Here is a 15965-nt window from a genome sequence, read left to right on the forward strand (position 1 = left end):
CATCGACGTCGTGGAGGGCTCATCGATTCCTGCCTCAGACTTGCCTGATCCTGCTTTTTATCTTGCGCCCGCGATCGGCATGTGGTCAGATCATGGCCATGAAAACCCAACTGACCGAATTGCGCGCGCTGGCCTCGAAGGCCCAGAATCGCCGCACCGAAACTGGCATCCCGCGTGTGGCCATGGTGCGCGGTGCGGTACCGGAACACGAGCTGGCTGCGGTTTATGATCCGATGATCAACCTGATCCTGCAAGGCGGCAAGTCAATGACGGTCGGCGGCCGTACGCTGCACTACGACCCGGCGACGTATTTCGTCATGTCCATCGATTTGCCGGCAGTGGGTTCGGTCCACCCATCCAAAACTGGCGAACCCTACCTGGCGGTCTCGCTGACGCTGGACCCCATCGTGATTGCGGGTTTGTTGGCCGACGTGCCCGCACTGCCGTTGCCGTCCTCACATGGAATCGGTTTTTCGGTAGCCACGGTGACCGACGAGTTGATGGACGCCTGGGTGCGCATGCTCAGGCTGATGAAGCAGCCCGGCGACATTCCGGCACTCGCGCCGGTGTATGAGCGGGAGATCCTGTATCGGGTCCTGCAAGGTCCGAACGGCCGGCTGTTGCGCGACATCGCCACGCCCGACACCGCCATGGCGCGCGTCAACCGCGCCATCCGGCATATCCGCGAGCAGTTCGACCAGTCATTGCGCGTGCAGGATCTGGCTGCGCAGGCGGGGATGAGCGAGTCTGCCTTCCACCGTCATTTCAAGGCAGCCACGGCGCTGAGTCCGCTGCAATATCAAAAGCAGATCCGGTTGCTGCTGGCACGCAAGCTGCTCGTCAGCGGCAGCACCAACGTGACGTCGGCGGCGTTCGCGGTGGGCTACGAAAGCGCCACCCAGTTCAGCCGCGAATATGCGCGCTTTTTCGGTGCGGCTCCGTCGCGCGATACTGCGCGTATTCTTGCCGGCTGACGGCGGATTGCAATAAACACAAGCCTTGGAAAATTCCGCAACAAAGCGGGCAGCCGCGTGCAATAAAAAGATTGGCTTGTCCGTCCATCTTGGGCACTATCCTGTGAGCAGGTCGACCGGCCTGATCAACCAAGGGGAGTGGCAATGAAAAGAACAATCGCGCTATGTGTCCTGATGTTTTCGCTCAATGTTTTACCGGCCGGTGCGGAAGTCACACCATTCCCGGCCGGCATCAAGTCTCAGAAGATCTCCGTCAACGGCGCACTGCTGAATGTCCGTGTCGGCGGCCAAGGCCCGGCCGTCGTCATGCTGCACGGCTACGGCGAAACCGGCGACATGTGGGCGCCGCTCGCCATCAAGCTGATGAAGGACCACACGGTTGTCGTGCCAGACCTGCGCGGAATGGGCCGTTCGGACCATCCGGCCGGGGGGTACGACAAGAAGAATCAGGCGCGCGACATCGCCGGCGTGCTCGATACCTTGAAGATCGGCAATGTCAGCGTGGTGGCTCACGACATCGGCAACATGGTGGCTTATGCCTTCACCGCCGAGAATCCTGCACGGGTTACCAAACTGGTGTTGATGGATGCGCCGGTCCCAGGTGTGGGCCCATGGGACGAAATCCTGAAAAACCCGCTGCTGTGGCACTTCCGTTTCGGCGGTCCTGACATGGAGCGACTGGTGAAGGGACGCGAGCGCATTTACCTGGATCGTTTCTGGAATGAGTTCTCGGCCAATCCCAAGAACTTCGACGAAGCGTCGCGTCGACACTATGCCAAATTCTATGCCTTGCCGGGCGCCATGCATTCCGGCTTCGCGCAGTTCGCCGCTTTCGATCAGGACGCCATCGACAACAAGGTTTATCTGGCAAAGGGACCGCTGCAAATGCCGGTGCTGGCAGTGGGCGGGGAAAAGTCGTTCGGCACCACGATGGCGACGGTGACGCAGTTTGCCGCGAGCAATGTTACCGGCGCCGTGATTCCCGGCGCCGGTCATTGGCTGATGGAAGAGCAACCGGAGGCGACGGTCAAGGTGATTGCCGATTTCCTTCAGTAAGGCGAACACGGTTTACCGACGGTGGCAAATCATCATCGCCATATGCAAAAAGCCCCGCATTGCGGGGCTTTTTCATTGTCACCAGGCTGCACGCCGGGAAGCCCCGGTGCAGCCAAGTGCTATCGCTGCAACATCAGCCTTGTGCGGCGTCGCGCGCGGCGACTTCTGCGCTGAGTTCTTCCAGCATGCTGTTGAGCAGCTTGGCGAAATAGATGCGATAAGTTGCTTCCATGTATTTGATTCGACGGATTTTCCGCATGGCATTCCTTTGTTTATTGATAAGATTCCAGGATCATCGCTGATGATCGGTGCCGGAGTATAACGCAACGGGCGGCAAGCCCATGCGTTCAGGCGGCCGGCGCGCCTGCGGGCGTCTCCAGGTGATGCAGCAGCTTGCCGACCATGCTGACCACGGTCAGGCCCACGATCACGAAGAAGATCGCCATCGGCGTGAGGCTGTGGAACGGCACGAAGCCGGCCAGTCCCATCATCAGCGACGACACCAGCAGCAGCGCGAAGCCGAGGATCGCGCTGGTCAGCCCGGCAATGTGCGGAAAGATGGAATTGCCCTTGGCCATCAGCGTCGGGTACATCGCCCCCGCGCAGAACGCCATGAACAGCACCGGCAGCATCAGTGTCCATACTTCCAGACCGACGGTCAGCGCCAGGATCAGCATCACGACCGCCGCGCCCGTCATCACGCGTGCACCGATGCGCAGGCGTTGTTCCGGCGTCGGCAGGCGCGGGTGATGAATCCGGTTTGAAATCCCGCCGAGGAAATACATCAGACCGATCGCCAGCGCCAGGTAGCCGAAGTAGGTCGGCGGCTTGTGCAGGGTCTCCTGCACCATGAACGGGCCGACGATGTTGAACACCAGCAGGATGCTGTAGCACAGTCCTTGCGCCAGGAAGCAACTCTGGAATACCGGGCTCTTGAGCACCATGACGGCATTCTTGAGCAGGGTTTTAGGATTCAGATGCACCGGCTGTTTCAGCGTCTCCCTGTAGCGCGTCAGCACCGCCCACATCACGAACGAATAGATCAGCAGGAAGGTCAGGCATGAACGCCACCCGAATGCGGTCTGCAGATGCGCGCCGATGACCGGCGCCAAGATCGGCGCCAGCCCCCAGGCGATCGCCATGTAGGTGAACGCATGTATCAGCGCCATGCCGGAGAACGAATCGGTGATGATCGCCTTGGCCAGCAGGTTGGTGGCGGCGATGCCGAAACCTTGCAGGCAGCGCGCCAGGATGAATGTTTCCAGGTTATTAGCCGTCAGTGTCAGCAGGCAGCCGCAGGTGAACATGAGCATGCCCAGCACCAGAATTTTCTTGCGGCCGTAGGCGTCCGCCAGCGGCCCGAAGAGCAGTTGTCCGAAGGCATACGCCATCAGGTAGATCGTCACGCTGGACTGGATCGCCTGCGCGGAGGTCTGGAAATACTGCGCCATCGTCGGCAGCGCCGGGACATAGATATCGATTGCCAATTGGCCCGCAGAGGCCAGCATGCAAATGAAAAAGATGAGAAAGCGCGGGTGGTTCGCGGTGGTATTCATGAAAAAGGACAGCCGGAGGAGGGGTGAAAACCCTCTATTGTGACGGCTTGTCGCAGTCTCTGCTGAGCATGGGCCCGCGCGGCGAATACCGCGCCGTGTCAGGGCCGCGATAGACGCTGTTTTTCGGCGTTCCGGTTTAGCGCAAGTCGGTGCGCAAATCCCGCACGCCGCGCCCCAGGCGCTGGCGCAGCAGGGCGCCGAGCGTCGCCCCGTCGGCGTAACCGACCTCGGCGGCGATGGCATCGAGGTCCAGGCCGCTGCCATGCAACAGCGATTGCGCACGTTCGACGCGCAGGTCCTGGAAGTAGGCCAGCGGCGATTTTCCGAGCACTTCCTGGCAACGGCGCTGCAATGAGCGAGAACTCACCGCCAGCGTGCCGGCGGCTGTCCCCAGCGAGAATCCTTGCTTCAGATGGGCGCGCGCCCAGCGCTCGAAACGCAGGATCAGAGGATCGGACTGCGCCAGATGATTGGGAATGATGTAGGGCGCCTGCTGCGACCTGATGTCGGCCAGCAGATAGCGCGACACCAGCCCAGCCAGCTCCGGGCTGGCCTTGCGCACCAGCCACAGCGCCAGGTCGAGGTGACCCATCGCCGCACCGGCAGTGACGCCGACGTCGGACGGCACCAGCATGCGCGATTCGTCGAGCAAGACATTCGGATAGCGTTGCCGGAACAGCGGCGCCAGCCACCAGGTCGTGGTCGCTTCACGCTGCTCAAGCAAGCCGGCATCCGCCAGCAGAAAGGTGCCGATGCAGGAGGCGGCGATCAGCACGCCTTGCGCATGCCACTTCTGCAATTGTTCCTTCGCCTGCTTCACGTCACGTCGTTCCAGTGCGGGAATCAGGGTCTCCGGCGTGCCGGTGCCCAGCGCAGGCACGATCACCCAATCAGGCCTTGCACGCGGCATCTCCGCCATCACCGGAATCCCCAGTCCCTGGGCGGTATGCACCTTCTTGCGCATGCCCACGATGGATACCTCGAACGCAGGCTTGCCGCCTTGCAGCGCTGAAAATTTATTGGCGAGAGCGAAGGTGTCGAGCGCTGCGGTCAGTCCCGTATCGAACACGCCTTCTAAAGCGAGGATAAAGATGCGCATGGCGTAAATGGCCTTAAAGTTGTCGTTTGCGACTATACATATTTTTCTTTGCGACGACTACACTCATCTTCGTTGCGTGGCGTAAATGATATTTTTAATGATATTTACGACAGCACGATTTCGCGAATGAACGCCCATTGCGGCGCACGCATTCGCCCAGTAAATCTGAAAACGGAGAGCACTTATGAAAGTCATGGCCATCGGAAGCATCGTCCAACTGCCTACGCCGGAACAACGGCAGGAGATCATGCCGAAGGAAGTCCCGCAAACCTTGCAGCTCTATCTCGACGGCAAAATCGAACAGTTTTGGTACGCTCAGGACAAACCGGGCGTCATTTTCCTGATGAATGTCGAGTCGGTCGAACAGGCCAGAACACTTGTCAACGCCTTGCCGTTGGCGAGCGGCGGCTTTGCGAAGTACGAGCTGATCGCGGTCGGCCCATTGGCGCCGCTGGGTGCGCTGATTCAGGGATAGCAAGTAGGTCGGGCGGCTCCCTCCGGACTCGTCCGACTGTCCTGGCAATCCATTGTTGTCCTCTCGCTGAATGAAAAAGAACCGACATGAAAACAATCCTTGCCTGCTGCATTGTTGCACTGACAGTATCGGCCGCGACAACGACGGCGTTGGCGCAAGCGCAGCCACAGCAGCTCGTTCCAGCGGTCCCCGCGACGAAAATTCTGGCCATCGGCACGCTGAATCCCGGCATCGATCAGGCCGCTGTGCGCACTATTTTGCCGACCGAAGTTCGCGAGACCGTCGGGCTTTATCTGGCCGGCAAAATCGACCAGTGGTATTCGCTGCAAGACAGGACCGGGGTGGCGTTCATTCTCAATGCAACTGATCTGGAAGGCGCCCGTGACATGCTTGAAAAGCTTCCGCTGGGCCAGGCGCATCTCATGCATTTCGAGTTGATCCGGCTCGGCCCGCTCAATCCGCTGCGGCAGTTGCTGGGAGTGACCCCGACGTCGCCCTGAGGCATTCGGGCGCATCGCGAAAGATAAAAAAGATGCCGCATTGAGCGGCATCTTTTTTATTACTGCGTCTGACTTCGGTAACTACACCACCGCAGCCAGCGCCGTCGCCTTCAGCTTCGACTCGAGCGCCTTGCCCTTGCGTGCGCGCTTGCCGATATGCAGGCCCAGCGCGACGGCGGACAGCGTGACGTCTTGCGCCTTGCCGCCACGGCCGGTGCCGGACACCAGCACGCCCTTTTGCGTGATGGCCTGCGCTGCCAGCAGCTTCTCGTTCTTTTCCAGCTCCATCAGGATCACGCCGCGGCCGCCGCTGGCGAGGGTCTTGATCTCGTCCAGGCCGAACACCAGCAGGCGTCCTTGTCCCGACAGGCAGGCGATCGCACTGGCACCGGCCGGCATCGGACGTGGGGCCAGCGGCAGGTCGCCGTCGTCCAGCGTGATGAAGGCTTTGCCGCCCTTGACGCGGCTGAGCATGTCGCCGAGCTTGGCCGTGAAACCGTAACCGGCGTCGGAGGCCAGCAGCATTTGCGTATCGACCGGACCGGCGAAGTAGTGCAGCAAGCTGTTGCCGCTGCCGAGGTCGACCAGTGTGGTGATCGGCACGCCGTCGCCGCGCGCGTTCGGCAGCGAGTTGACGCCGACCGTGTAGATACGGCCGTTCGAGCCGAAGCCCAGCAGGTTGTCGACGGTGCGGCACTCGAACGCGCCGTACAGGCCGTCGCCGGCCTTGAAGGTGAATTGCGTCGCATCGTGACCGTGGCCGCCGCGGGCGCGCACCCAGCCCTTTTGCGAAATGATGACGGTGACCGGCTCGTCGATGACCTTTTGTTCGAGCACGGCTTTTTCAGCTTCTTCGATGATGGTGCGGCGGTCATCGCCGAACTGCTTGTCGTCGGCTTCGATTTCCTTGATGACCAGGCGCTTCATCGAGGATGGATTGTCGAGCAGGTCTTGCAGCGTCGATTTCTCGTTGCGCAGCTCAGCCAGCTCTTGTTGGATCTTGATGGTTTCCAGGCGCGCCAGTTGGCGCAGGCGGATTTCCAGGATGTCTTCGGCCTGGCGGTCCGACAGCTTGAACGCCTCGATCAGCGCCGGCTTCGGCTCATCCGATTCGCGGATGATGCGGATGACCTTGTCGATGTTGAGCAGGATCGCTTCGCGGCCTTCGAGGATGTGGATGCGGTCCTCGACCTTTTGCAGCTTGAACTGGCTGCGGCGCGTGATGGTGACGAAGCGGAACGCAATCCATTCGCCGAGGATGTCGGTGAGACCCTTCTGGCGCGGACGACCGTCGCCGCCGATCATCACGAGATTGATCGACGAACTGGTTTCCAGGGACGTCTGGGCCAGCAGCGTGTTCATGAACTCGGTCTGGTCCTGGTTCTTGGACTTCGGTTCGAACACCAGGCGCACCGGCGCTTCGCGGCCCGACTCGTCGCGCACGGCATCGAGCATGGCAAGGATGCTTTGCTTCTGCGCCTGCTGTTCCGGCGTCAATGTTTTCTTGCCGAGCTTGATCTTGGGATTGGTCAGCTCTTCGATTTCTTCCAGCACCTTCTGCGACGACACGCCGGGTGGCAATTCGGTGATGACCGCCTGCCACTGGCCGCGCGCCATGTCTTCGATCTTCCAGCGCGCACGCACCTTGAGGCTGCCGCGGCCGCTCTGGTAAATCTCGGCGATGGTCGACGGCGGTGTGATGATCTGGCCGCCGCCCGGGAAGTCCGGGCCGGTGACGTGGGTCATCAGTTCAGCATGCGTGATCTTTGGATTGCGGATCATCGCGACGGCGGCGCGCGCCACTTCACGCAGGTTGTGCGAAGGGATTTCGGTGGCCATGCCGACCGCGATGCCGGAGGCGCCGTTGAGCAGCAGGAACGGCAGGCGCGCCGGCAGCAGCTTGGGCTCTTCGGTGGAGCCGTCATAGTTGGGCTGGAAGTCGACCGTACCCATGTCGATTTCATCGAGCAGCAGTTTACTGATCGGCGTCAGGCGCGCTTCGGTGTATCGCATCGCCGCAGCGCCGTCGCCGTCGCGCGAACCGAAGTTGCCCTGGCCGTCAATCAGCGGATAGCGCAGCGAAAAATCCTGCGCCATGCGCACCAGCGCGTCGTACACCGACTGGTCGCCGTGCGGATGCAGTTTGCCGAGCACGTCGCCGACCACGGCGGCCGATTTACGCGGCTTGGCGGTGGCGTTCAGGCCGAGTTCGTTCATCGCGTACAGGATGCGGCGCTGCACCGGCTTCTGGCCGTCGGCGACGTCGGGCAGGGCACGACCCTTGACCACCGAAATGGCATAGTCGAGATAGGCGCGCTCGGCGAAGGTCGACAGCGTCAGCGATTCACCGTCGGGTGGCGCAGGTTGTTCAAACAGGTTGGCTTGTTCAGTCATGTGGCTGGGTTGCGTTGATGTCGTTTAGTGAATTATTCGAGGGACGTCGGCGGCGGCATGCTGCGCCGGCCCGGCAGGATGATTTCGACGCGGCGCGGTTTGTTGGCATCGGCGTTGCCGTTATTGTTTCCTGCACTGCCGCCCGGTTGGTACAACTGGTAGAACTGCGCCACCAGCTGGACGTAATTGCGAGTCTCGGGATACGGTGGAATCTGGTTGTTGTACTTCTGCACGGCGCGCTCGCCGGCGTTGTAAGAGGCGATCGCCAGCTCCAGCCGCTTCGGGAACAGCACCTGCAGGTCGCGCAGGTAGCGCGCCGCCAGGCGGATGTTGATGCGCGGATCGGTCAGTTTCTGCTGGATGGTCTTGCGGCGGTCGCCCTGCACGCCGTAGCGCTCGGCGGTCTCCGGCATGATCTGCATCAGGCCGATGGCGCCCTTGGGCGAGACGGCGCCTGGATTGAAGCCGGATTCGGCCGCCATGATCGCCTTCAGCAGGGCGGGGTCGACCGAGAATTCCTTGGCGCTCTGGTCCAGCATGGCTTCATACTTTTTCAGATTCGGATGCTGCAGCATCAGCTTCATCAGCGGCGACGACATGTTTCCCTTGGTCTCGACGCCGGGGATACCCTTGGCGATCTTGTCGGAGTCGAAGGTGGCGTCGCCGCGCATGAACAACTGATAGCGTTCGTCAATTTTTTCGGTCGACACATGCGCCATGCCTTCGGCGTCGATGTAGCCGTAGACGTCTGCGTGCGCAGACGCTGCGGTCAACGACATGCAAAACGCAGCCAAAACCGGCAACGCTCCCGAAAGGAAGCGGCGCCAGAGGCAGGGTTGAGAGATGTCGTTGCCGTTGTCCATCGTGTTGATTGCCTTGATGCTTTAAATATCCGCTTCCGCTTCGTTGCCGTGCTCTTCGATCCAGGCGCGGCGCGAGGCGGCTTCGCCCTTGCCCATGAGCATAGTGAAGCGCGCGTCCGAGGCAATCTGGTCCAGCTCGCCCAGGGTGACCGGCAGCAGGCGGCGGGTGTCGGGATTCATGGTGGTTTCCCACAATTGTTCCGCATTCATTTCACCCAGGCCTTTGAAGCGCGAGATGCTCCACGCGCCTTCCTTGAGGCCGTCCTTGCGCAGCTTGTCTTCGATGGCTTCCAGTTCGCCGTCGTCCAGCGCGTACAGCTTCTGCACCGGCTTCTTGCCGCGTGCAGGCGCGTCGACACGATACAGCGGCGGACGTGCGATGCAGATGTGGCCGTGGTCGATCAGCTTGGGGAAGTGCTTGAAGAACAGCGTCAGCAGCAACACCTGGATGTGCGAACCGTCGACGTCCGCATCGGAGAGGATGCAAATCTTGCCGTAGCGCAGGCTGCTCAGGTCGGGGGTGTCGGTGTGAGCGTGCGGGTCGACGCCGATGGCCACCGCGATGTCGTGGATTTCATTGTTGGCGAACAGGCGATCGCGTTCGGTTTCCCAGGAGTTCAGCACCTTGCCGCGCAAGGGCAGGATCGCTTGAAACTCTTTATCGCGGCCCATCTTGGCCGAGCCGCCGGCGGAATCGCCCTCGACCAGGAAGATTTCGTTGCGGGTGATGTCGCTGGACTCGCAGTCGGTCAGCTTGCCCGGCAATACGGCCACGCCGGAGGATTTTTTCTTCTCGACTTTTTGCGCCGAGCGCAGGCGGCTCTGCGCCTGCTTGATGACCAGGTCGGCCAGCTTCTTGCCGTATTCGACATGCTGGTTCAGCCACAGCTCCAGCGCCGGACGCGAGAAGGTCGACACCAGCCGCACGGCGTCGCGCGAGTTCAGGCGTTCCTTGATCTGGCCCTGGAATTGCGGATCGAGCACCTTGGCCGACAGCACGAAGGAGACGCGTGCGAACACGTCTTCCGGCAGCAGCTTGACGCCCTTGGGCAGCAGCGAATGCATTTCGACGAAGCTCTTGACCGCCGAGAACAGGCCTTCGCGCAGGCCGGATTCATGCGTACCGCCGGCCGACGTCGGGATCAGGTTGACGTAGGATTCGCGCACCACGTTGCCTTCTTCGGTCCACGCCACCACCCATGCCGCGCCTTCACCTTCGGCAAAACCTTCGGCGTCGGGACCGGCGTATTGCTCGCCTTCGAACAGCGGGATCAGCGGATCGGCGCTGGTCGATTGCGCCAGCGATTCCATCAGGTAGCCGCGCAGGCCCTGGTCGTATTGCCAGGTCTGCACGTCGCCGGTCTTGCCGTTGATCAGCGAGACTTTGACGCCCGGCAGCAGCACCGCCTTGGAGCGCAGCAGGCGTTGCAGCTCCTGCTGCGAAATGGTGGGCGAGTCGAAGTACTTGGGATTCGGCCAAACGGAAACGCGGGTGCCGGACTTCTTGTCTTCGCGCGTGATCGGACGCGACTTCAGTTTTTCTATCAGGTCGCCGTCCGAGAACGCCAGTGTGTGCACTCCGGCTTCCCGCCAGACCGTGATTTCCAGACGCGAGGCCAGCGCATTGGTGACCGACACGCCGACGCCGTGCAGGCCGCCCGAGAAGGCATAGGCGCCGCCGCTGCCCTTGTCGAACTTGCCGCCGGCATGCAGGCGCGTGAAGACGATCTCGACCGTCGGCACGCCTTCTTCCGGATGCAGGCCGACCGGGATGCCGCGGCCGTCGTCCTCGACGCTGACGCTGCCGTCGGGGTTGAGCGTGACCATGATGTTCTTGGCGTGACCGCCCAGCGCTTCATCGGAGGCGTTGTCGATGACCTCTTGCAGGATGTGCAGGGGATTCTCGGTGCGGGTGTACATGCCCGGACGCTGTTTGACCGGTTCCAGTCCCTTGAGGACGCGGATGGATGATTCGCTGTAGTCGGACGGGGAAGTTTTTTTAGTTGCCATGCAGATGAAGGTCGAATCGGAATATCGAAGAATCGGAGAATCGGATGATGAGGCGTAAGCGGCTGTTGCGCCGCCGAAGCTTTGCCAAATGCGCATTCTAATGAAAAATCGGCGACGGCAGGAAGTTTGCGGGCGGCGTTTGTGGATGGTTTGACAACTGTTCGCGACCGGCCAATTTGTTTCCGTACGGGAAAACGTACTCAAACGTGGTGTTATCCGTCTTATTGGTGTAATTTGCCCGCAACTTCAGGGGGAGTGGCGCATGGATTGCATTTTTGATCAGGTTTTGTTCATTGAAGACGGCAAGGAAAAAGATCTGCTCGATCCAGCCCTTTATCCGTTTCTTTACAACAATCACGGCGAAGGCCGGCAATTGCAGCAGGCGCTGGGAACCCGCACCGACATCGCGCCCATCGATCCGGCGCTGCACGCGGGCGTTTCCTACGCCGATATCGGCCGCCGCACGCGCACCGTGACGCCCGATGAGGGCGCGCCGTACCAGATCGAGCAGTTCGACTTCCACGCGCATGAAGTGCACTACGAACCGCTGTGGGCGACCGAAGACAGCGCCCGCGCGTTTGGCGCGACGCTGCTGCGGGATGGACATTACGTTGAATTTCCCTTTTCGGGCCTGGTGATGGCCGACTACACCTACGGCATCTGGGCCGGTCATCAATCGCCTTATCTCGGGCACGGCCGCGGGCGCGAACTGTTGCCGATCAATCCGACCGACTTCGAGTATCACAACTTCCCGCACGTCTTCTTCTCGCGCGATCCGCATGTCCCGTTGGTGATCAGCGTGGCGCGCTGGCGTCCCTACGCCAACGAGATTGCGCTGGCCGACCTGTGGGTCGCGCCGGGCGATGCCTTGCTGCTGCCGCCCAAGCGCATGCCTCCCGCGCCGTCGCCGCATCAGGATCCGCGCAGCATCGTGCTCGACTTGCATGGCAATCGCAATTCCGCGCACGCCTGTCGTTACATTGACGGCAAGCAGCAGATCCGCACCACCACCATCCTCGGCAACGCTGCAACCATGTCGGCGCCGGATACGCGGCCGCATTACCATCAGGAGACGGCGCCGACGGTGCATGGGCGTTTGCTGCTGAAGTAAGGCAGAGCGGCGCCGCCGCCAGAATGCGCTATATTGGCGCCCACATTCACCGCCTCCTCAACGTCACTCCATGTCCGACCAGAACGTCCCCTTCGCCGACCTGCTGACCCAGCGCAACTCCACGCGCCGCTTTCTCCACCGGCCTTTGCCGGACGGCACCTTGGCGGAGTTGCTGGCGCTGGCACGGCGTGCGCCCAGCGGCGCCAATCTGCAGCCGGGCGAATTCATTGCACTGGAAGGCGATGCGCGGGTGCGCTTGTCGGCGGCATTGGTGGACGCTTTCCGCGCGGGCAGGCAAGAGCCGGAAGACTATTCCTACTTTCCGCAGCCGCTGCCGCAGTCCTTGCGTCGCCGGCAGGTCGCGGCCGCCAAGGAGTTGTACGGCGCCTTGCAGACCGGACGCGACGACCGTGCGGGGCGCGACCGGCAGTTCGAGCGCAATTTCAATTTCTTCGATGCGCCGGTGGCGCTGCTGGTGACGATCGATGCGCGCATGGGCAGCGGCTGCTACATGGATCTGGGCATGTGCCTGTACGGCCTGATGCTGGCGGCGGCTGCGCATGGGCTGGGCAGTTGCGCCATCGGCGCGCTGGCGTCGTATCCGGGGTTGATCCGCTCGGCGCTGGAACTGGGCGACGAGAGCCACATCGTGTGCGGCATTGCGCTCGGCTACGCCGATCCGGAGGCGGCGGAAAATACCGTGAGAACGGAACGCCTGAAGCCGGAAGAGTTTTTCAGAATCTTGCGCTAGCAGTCTTCAGCAACGTTCAACGACGGCGGCCGCGCCGAGGCCGCCGGCCGCAGCAATCGCAGCCAGACCCACTGCACCGTGCGGCGCCTCCTGCTGCATGTCCGCCAATAATCTCACCAGACTGATTGCGCCCGATGCGCCGATCGGATGACCGCGTCCCAGTCCGCCGCCATGGCGATTGAGTTGCTCCGGCGAGATCTTCAACGCCTCGTAAAAAGCGATCGCCTGCGCGGCGAAGGCGTCATGCAATTCCACTCCCCACAGGTCGTCGATGCTGTTCGCGCCGCGCGCCAGCGCCGCCTGCGCGGCATCGATGGCGGCCAGCATCGGCGTTTCAGGCAGGGCGCCGACGCTGACGCCGGCTCGCCATGCAAAATGCGGATGCAGGTTCAGGCGACGTGCGGCGTCGCGCGTGGCGATTACGACGAAGGCGGCGCCGTCCGCGCTTGGCGAGATAGCGATGCGGCTGACGGCGTGACGTTGCCGGATCGCTTCATCGATGCGGCCGTCATCGGACACCGCGACCACCGGCATGCGCGCCAGATGACGCTGGTCGAGCGCGCGCGGGTAACTGTCCTGCGTTGCCGCGCCAATGGCGATGATTTCATTGTGGAGATGTGCGCGTGCAGCGACGGCGCGGGCGTGGCTTTGTACTGCCCAGGCGTCCTGCTGCTCGCGCGTGATGCGGGCCTTCAGTGCATGACGCGCGGCGGCCAGTAGCATACCGGGGTCGCGTGCCGGATCCGGCGCGAAGGCGGGGCTGTCGTAGGCGATCGCTGTTTCGCCCGCATGACGTGGACGGTGCTGGCGAATCGGCGCACGGCTCCATGCTTCGACGCCGCCGGCGATGACGACATCGGCGTTGCCGGCGGCCAGCATGCCGTGCGCGAGTGCGATGGCGTCGAGTCCGGCGCAGCATTGACTGTCGACCGACAAGGCTGGAATGCGGTCGGCGAAACCTGTGGCCAGCGCCAGCATGCGCGCGGGGTTGCCGCCTGCACCCATGGCGTTGCCGGCGATCACCGCGTCGACGGAGCCCAACGGGATGCCGAAGCGCTGCAGGATGCCTTGCGCCACGGGTGCGGCGATCTCATGCGCCTGCAACTGCGACAGCGCGCCGCCCAGCGGTGTCACCGCGCTGCGGCCCCAACCGAGGATGACGGCGTCATTCATAGCGTTGTCAGCGTCGGCCTGGCGGGATCGCCGAGCCGTTGCGCCAGTTGCTTGTGATCGGTCTTGCCGCTGGGCGTAAGCGGCCAGTCGCTGCAAGAGAGAAAGCGGCGCGGAATCTTGTAGGGTTCGAGGCGTTCGCGGCACCACGCCGTCAACGCTTCGGGGTCGATGTCTTCGTTCAGTTTCAGCAGCGCCACCACTTGCACGCCGCGCACCGCGTCCGCGATGCCTTGCACCGAGGCGGCAGCTACTGCCGGATGTGCGGCGAGCACGCTTTCGACTTCTTCAGGGAAAAGGTTTCTGCCATGCGCCAGCAGCATGCGTTGTTGGCGGCCCAGCAAATGCAGGCGGCCTTGCTCGTCGAGATGACCGACATCGCGCACCGACAGCCAGTTGCCGTCGCGCAGCAGCGCCGGTTGTTCGTCGCTGTCCCTGAGCGTGACGTAGTCGCTGAACACCATCGGACTGCGCACGTAAATCAATCCCGGCGTATCGGGAGTGGTCGCATCGATGCGTACCTCGACGTTGCTGAACGGCCGTCCGACGACGTGGTCGGGCAGGGCTGCATCGCTGTCGGTCCAGGCGATGAAGCTGGTTTCCGAGGCGCCGTAGAACTCGATGATGCGTGCCCGCGGAAACAGTTGTTGCAGTTCCGGCGTGCGGGCGCGATTCCAGGGCGCGCCGCCGATCATGAGCAACTGCACGCCGGGTAGGGGAGAAAGCTTGCGCCGCTGCGCCAGCTCCAGCATCAGGATCAATTGACTCGGCACCGCCACCATCGCGCCGGCATCGCCGCGTGCCAGCGTATCGAGTGCAGGGCCCGGCGCGAAGCGCGACTGCAGTCGTACGCCCGCGCCGCTCCACAAGCCCAACAGTGCGCCGAACAAAAAGCTTGAATGCGACAGCCGCCCCGGTACCAGCATCGCGGCGGCAGCGCCCGGGCCGAAGCTTTCCAGGCAGATGTCGAAGCTGCTGGTCCACGAGTCATGGCTGCGGCGGAAGCCCTTGGGCAAGCCGCTGCTGCCGGAGGTGAAGCCGATATAGAACGGGGAAGAAGAAGTGGCTTCAGCCAGCGCAGCTTCAGTGCCGACCCCGGCCGCCACGCGCGCCAGGATCTGCTCACGCACCGCAGGCGGCCAGTCGGGATCGCTGACGGCCGCAGTGCGGCCGGCGACGAGGATGGCGAGGAAGCTGAGCAGTTGCGCGCCCGAGTCTGGAACATCGTCGACCCAGCAAACCGCGGAAGAATGAGATTGCCGCAACGCCGCCGCACGCGCAGCGACCTGCTGCGCCAATGCCGCGAAATCAAGACGGGTGATGCCGTCGTCGATCGCCACCGTGCGCGGCGTCGCTTCCGCCCAATGCGCCAGCGGCGCGTGGACGGTGTCGAACACAGGCATCAGTCGCGGTCCAGGCGCCAGGACGGCATGCCGCGCACGACGCTTTGCACAAGGATGGCGCAGACCGCGCACTTGACCAGATCGCCGGGAACGAAGGCCAGCACCGCCAGTGTCGCTTGCGTGGCGCTCAGGTGCGCCGCCAGCATGAGGCCGAGGATGCCGAAGAAATACATCACCACGATGCCGCCGATCAGCGACGACAGGAAGGCGGCGATCAGAAGGCCCTTGCCTTTGGCGTCCGGCATGCGCTTCATGAACTGGCGCATGGACACGCCGCAGACCACCGCGCCGAGCAGCCAGCCCAGCAGGAAACCGGCCGACGGCGCCACGAACACGGCGACGCCGCCGCGGCCGCCCGACAGCAACGGCAAGCCCAACGCCACCGCCACCAGGAGCAGGCCGACGGTATAGAACGCACGCTTCGGTCCCAGCAGGCAACCGACCAGCATGATGCCCAGCGATTGCAGCGTGATCGGCACGCCGAACGGCAGGTCGATTTTGGGGATCAGGCCGAACACGGCGATCACGGCGGCGAACAGGGCAATATAGGAAAGCGAGCGGGTAGAGGTCATGGTTCCGGTAGTGGTCGTCATCGATGGATCT

14 protein-coding genes are annotated in these 15965 nt (G+C 62.7%); 6 read left to right on the top strand and 8 right to left on the bottom strand.

Features of this window, described 5'->3' with window-relative positions:
- The first annotated feature begins 98 nt into the window (after positions 1-98).
- Positions 99-974, top strand: a complete 876-nt coding sequence (locus tag ACIROW_RS14665) for an AraC family transcriptional regulator N-terminal domain-containing protein (RefSeq protein ID WP_402276828.1) — start codon at positions 99-101, stop codon at positions 972-974.
- A gap of 144 nt (positions 975-1118) precedes the next feature.
- Entirely contained in the window at positions 1119-2030 is a 912-nt protein-coding gene (locus ACIROW_RS14670) for an alpha/beta fold hydrolase (protein WP_402276831.1), read from the top strand.
- Between the two features lie 347 nt (positions 2031-2377).
- On the opposite strand, the gene ACIROW_RS14675 is transcribed toward ACIROW_RS14670, so the two are convergent.
- Together ACIROW_RS14675 and ACIROW_RS14680 are read right to left on the bottom strand one after the other, a co-directional pair.
- A complete protein-coding gene (locus ACIROW_RS14675; protein ID WP_402276834.1) occupies positions 2378-3586 on the bottom strand; it encodes a multidrug effflux MFS transporter in 1209 nt (402 codons plus the stop codon).
- Positions 3587-3722: 136 nt separating this feature from the next.
- Positions 3723-4685 carry a GlxA family transcriptional regulator gene (locus ACIROW_RS14680; RefSeq protein WP_402276837.1) on the bottom strand — a complete coding sequence of 321 codons (963 nt, stop codon included), beginning with the start codon at positions 4683-4685 and terminating at the stop codon, positions 3723-3725.
- Between the two features lie 184 nt (positions 4686-4869).
- Between ACIROW_RS14680 and ACIROW_RS14685 the strand changes: the two genes are divergently transcribed.
- The gene (locus ACIROW_RS14685; RefSeq protein WP_402276839.1) at positions 4870-5160 is read left to right on the top strand and encodes a hypothetical protein; all 291 of its coding nucleotides are present in this window, start codon (positions 4870-4872) and stop codon (positions 5158-5160) included.
- An 86-nt stretch (positions 5161-5246) separates the two neighbouring features.
- Complete coding sequence (locus ACIROW_RS14690; RefSeq protein WP_402276842.1) at positions 5247-5660, top strand: hypothetical protein; 414 nt, start codon at positions 5247-5249, stop codon at positions 5658-5660.
- An 81-nt stretch (positions 5661-5741) separates the two neighbouring features.
- Here ACIROW_RS14690 and parC read toward each other — a convergent pair whose 3' ends face one another.
- The 3 genes from parC to ACIROW_RS14705 form a co-directional block, all read right to left on the bottom strand.
- Positions 5742-8054: a DNA topoisomerase IV subunit A gene (parC, locus tag ACIROW_RS14695; RefSeq protein ID WP_402276844.1), complete on the bottom strand. Its 2313-nt coding sequence runs from the start codon at positions 8052-8054 to the stop codon at positions 5742-5744.
- A 32-nt stretch (positions 8055-8086) separates the two neighbouring features.
- Complete coding sequence (locus ACIROW_RS14700) at positions 8087-8833, bottom strand: lytic transglycosylase domain-containing protein (protein ID WP_402276847.1); 747 nt, start codon at positions 8831-8833, stop codon at positions 8087-8089.
- 105 nt (positions 8834-8938) lie between these two features.
- Complete coding sequence (locus ACIROW_RS14705) at positions 8939-10927, bottom strand: DNA topoisomerase IV subunit B (protein WP_402276850.1); 1989 nt, start codon at positions 10925-10927, stop codon at positions 8939-8941.
- Between the two features lie 262 nt (positions 10928-11189).
- Between ACIROW_RS14705 and ACIROW_RS14710 the strand changes: the two genes are divergently transcribed.
- Both ACIROW_RS14710 and ACIROW_RS14715 read left to right on the top strand, forming a co-directional pair.
- Positions 11190-12038, top strand: a complete 849-nt coding sequence (locus ACIROW_RS14710) for a hypothetical protein (protein WP_402276853.1) — start codon at positions 11190-11192, stop codon at positions 12036-12038.
- Between the two features lie 70 nt (positions 12039-12108).
- Positions 12109-12789: a nitroreductase gene (locus ACIROW_RS14715; RefSeq protein WP_402276855.1), complete on the top strand. Its 681-nt coding sequence runs from the start codon at positions 12109-12111 to the stop codon at positions 12787-12789.
- 6 nt (positions 12790-12795) lie between these two features.
- Here ACIROW_RS14715 and ACIROW_RS14720 read toward each other — a convergent pair whose 3' ends face one another.
- The 3 genes from ACIROW_RS14720 to ACIROW_RS14730 are packed head-to-tail and all read right to left on the bottom strand — an operon-like array spanning position 12796 to position 15955.
- Positions 12796-13962: an acetyl-CoA C-acyltransferase gene (locus tag ACIROW_RS14720; protein WP_402276857.1), complete on the bottom strand. Its 1167-nt coding sequence runs from the start codon at positions 13960-13962 to the stop codon at positions 12796-12798.
- Positions 13959-15362, bottom strand: coding sequence for an AMP-binding protein (locus ACIROW_RS14725; RefSeq protein WP_402276860.1), 1404 nt, complete (start codon positions 15360-15362; stop codon positions 13959-13961). The genes ACIROW_RS14720 and ACIROW_RS14725 overlap by 4 nt, the downstream gene beginning before the upstream one ends.
- The gene (locus tag ACIROW_RS14730) at positions 15362-15955 is read right to left on the bottom strand and encodes a biotin transporter BioY (protein WP_402276863.1); all 594 of its coding nucleotides are present in this window, start codon (positions 15953-15955) and stop codon (positions 15362-15364) included. Before ACIROW_RS14730 ends, ACIROW_RS14725 begins: the two co-directional genes overlap by 1 nt.
- Positions 15956-15965 lie beyond the last annotated feature (10 nt).

This window comes from Herbaspirillum sp. NPDC101397, from assembly GCF_044767325.1.
Classification (GTDB): domain Bacteria; phylum Pseudomonadota; class Gammaproteobacteria; order Burkholderiales; family Burkholderiaceae_D; genus Herbaspirillum.

Coding starts and splice junctions, on each gene's coding strand:
- ACIROW_RS14665 (WP_402276828.1), top strand. CDS start 99: ATGAAAACCCAACTGACCGAATTGCGCGCGCTGGCCTCGAAGGCCCAG.
- ACIROW_RS14670 (WP_402276831.1), top strand. CDS start 1,119: ATGAAAAGAACAATCGCGCTATGTGTCCTGATGTTTTCGCTCAATGTT.
- ACIROW_RS14675 (WP_402276834.1), bottom strand. CDS start 3,586: ATGAATACCACCGCGAACCACCCGCGCTTTCTCATCTTTTTCATTTGC.
- ACIROW_RS14680 (WP_402276837.1), bottom strand. CDS start 4,685: ATGCGCATCTTTATCCTCGCTTTAGAAGGCGTGTTCGATACGGGACTG.
- ACIROW_RS14685 (WP_402276839.1), top strand. CDS start 4,870: ATGAAAGTCATGGCCATCGGAAGCATCGTCCAACTGCCTACGCCGGAA.
- ACIROW_RS14690 (WP_402276842.1), top strand. CDS start 5,247: ATGAAAACAATCCTTGCCTGCTGCATTGTTGCACTGACAGTATCGGCC.
- parC (WP_402276844.1), bottom strand. CDS start 8,054: ATGACTGAACAAGCCAACCTGTTTGAACAACCTGCGCCACCCGACGGT.
- ACIROW_RS14700 (WP_402276847.1), bottom strand. CDS start 8,833: ATGTCGTTGACCGCAGCGTCTGCGCACGCAGACGTCTACGGCTACATC.
- ACIROW_RS14705 (WP_402276850.1), bottom strand. CDS start 10,927: ATGGCAACTAAAAAAACTTCCCCGTCCGACTACAGCGAATCATCCATC.
- ACIROW_RS14710 (WP_402276853.1), top strand. CDS start 11,190: ATGGATTGCATTTTTGATCAGGTTTTGTTCATTGAAGACGGCAAGGAA.
- ACIROW_RS14715 (WP_402276855.1), top strand. CDS start 12,109: ATGTCCGACCAGAACGTCCCCTTCGCCGACCTGCTGACCCAGCGCAAC.
- ACIROW_RS14720 (WP_402276857.1), bottom strand. CDS start 13,962: ATGAATGACGCCGTCATCCTCGGTTGGGGCCGCAGCGCGGTGACACCG.
- ACIROW_RS14725 (WP_402276860.1), bottom strand. CDS start 15,362: ATGCCTGTGTTCGACACCGTCCACGCGCCGCTGGCGCATTGGGCGGAA.
- ACIROW_RS14730 (WP_402276863.1), bottom strand. CDS start 15,955: ATGACGACCACTACCGGAACCATGACCTCTACCCGCTCGCTTTCCTAT.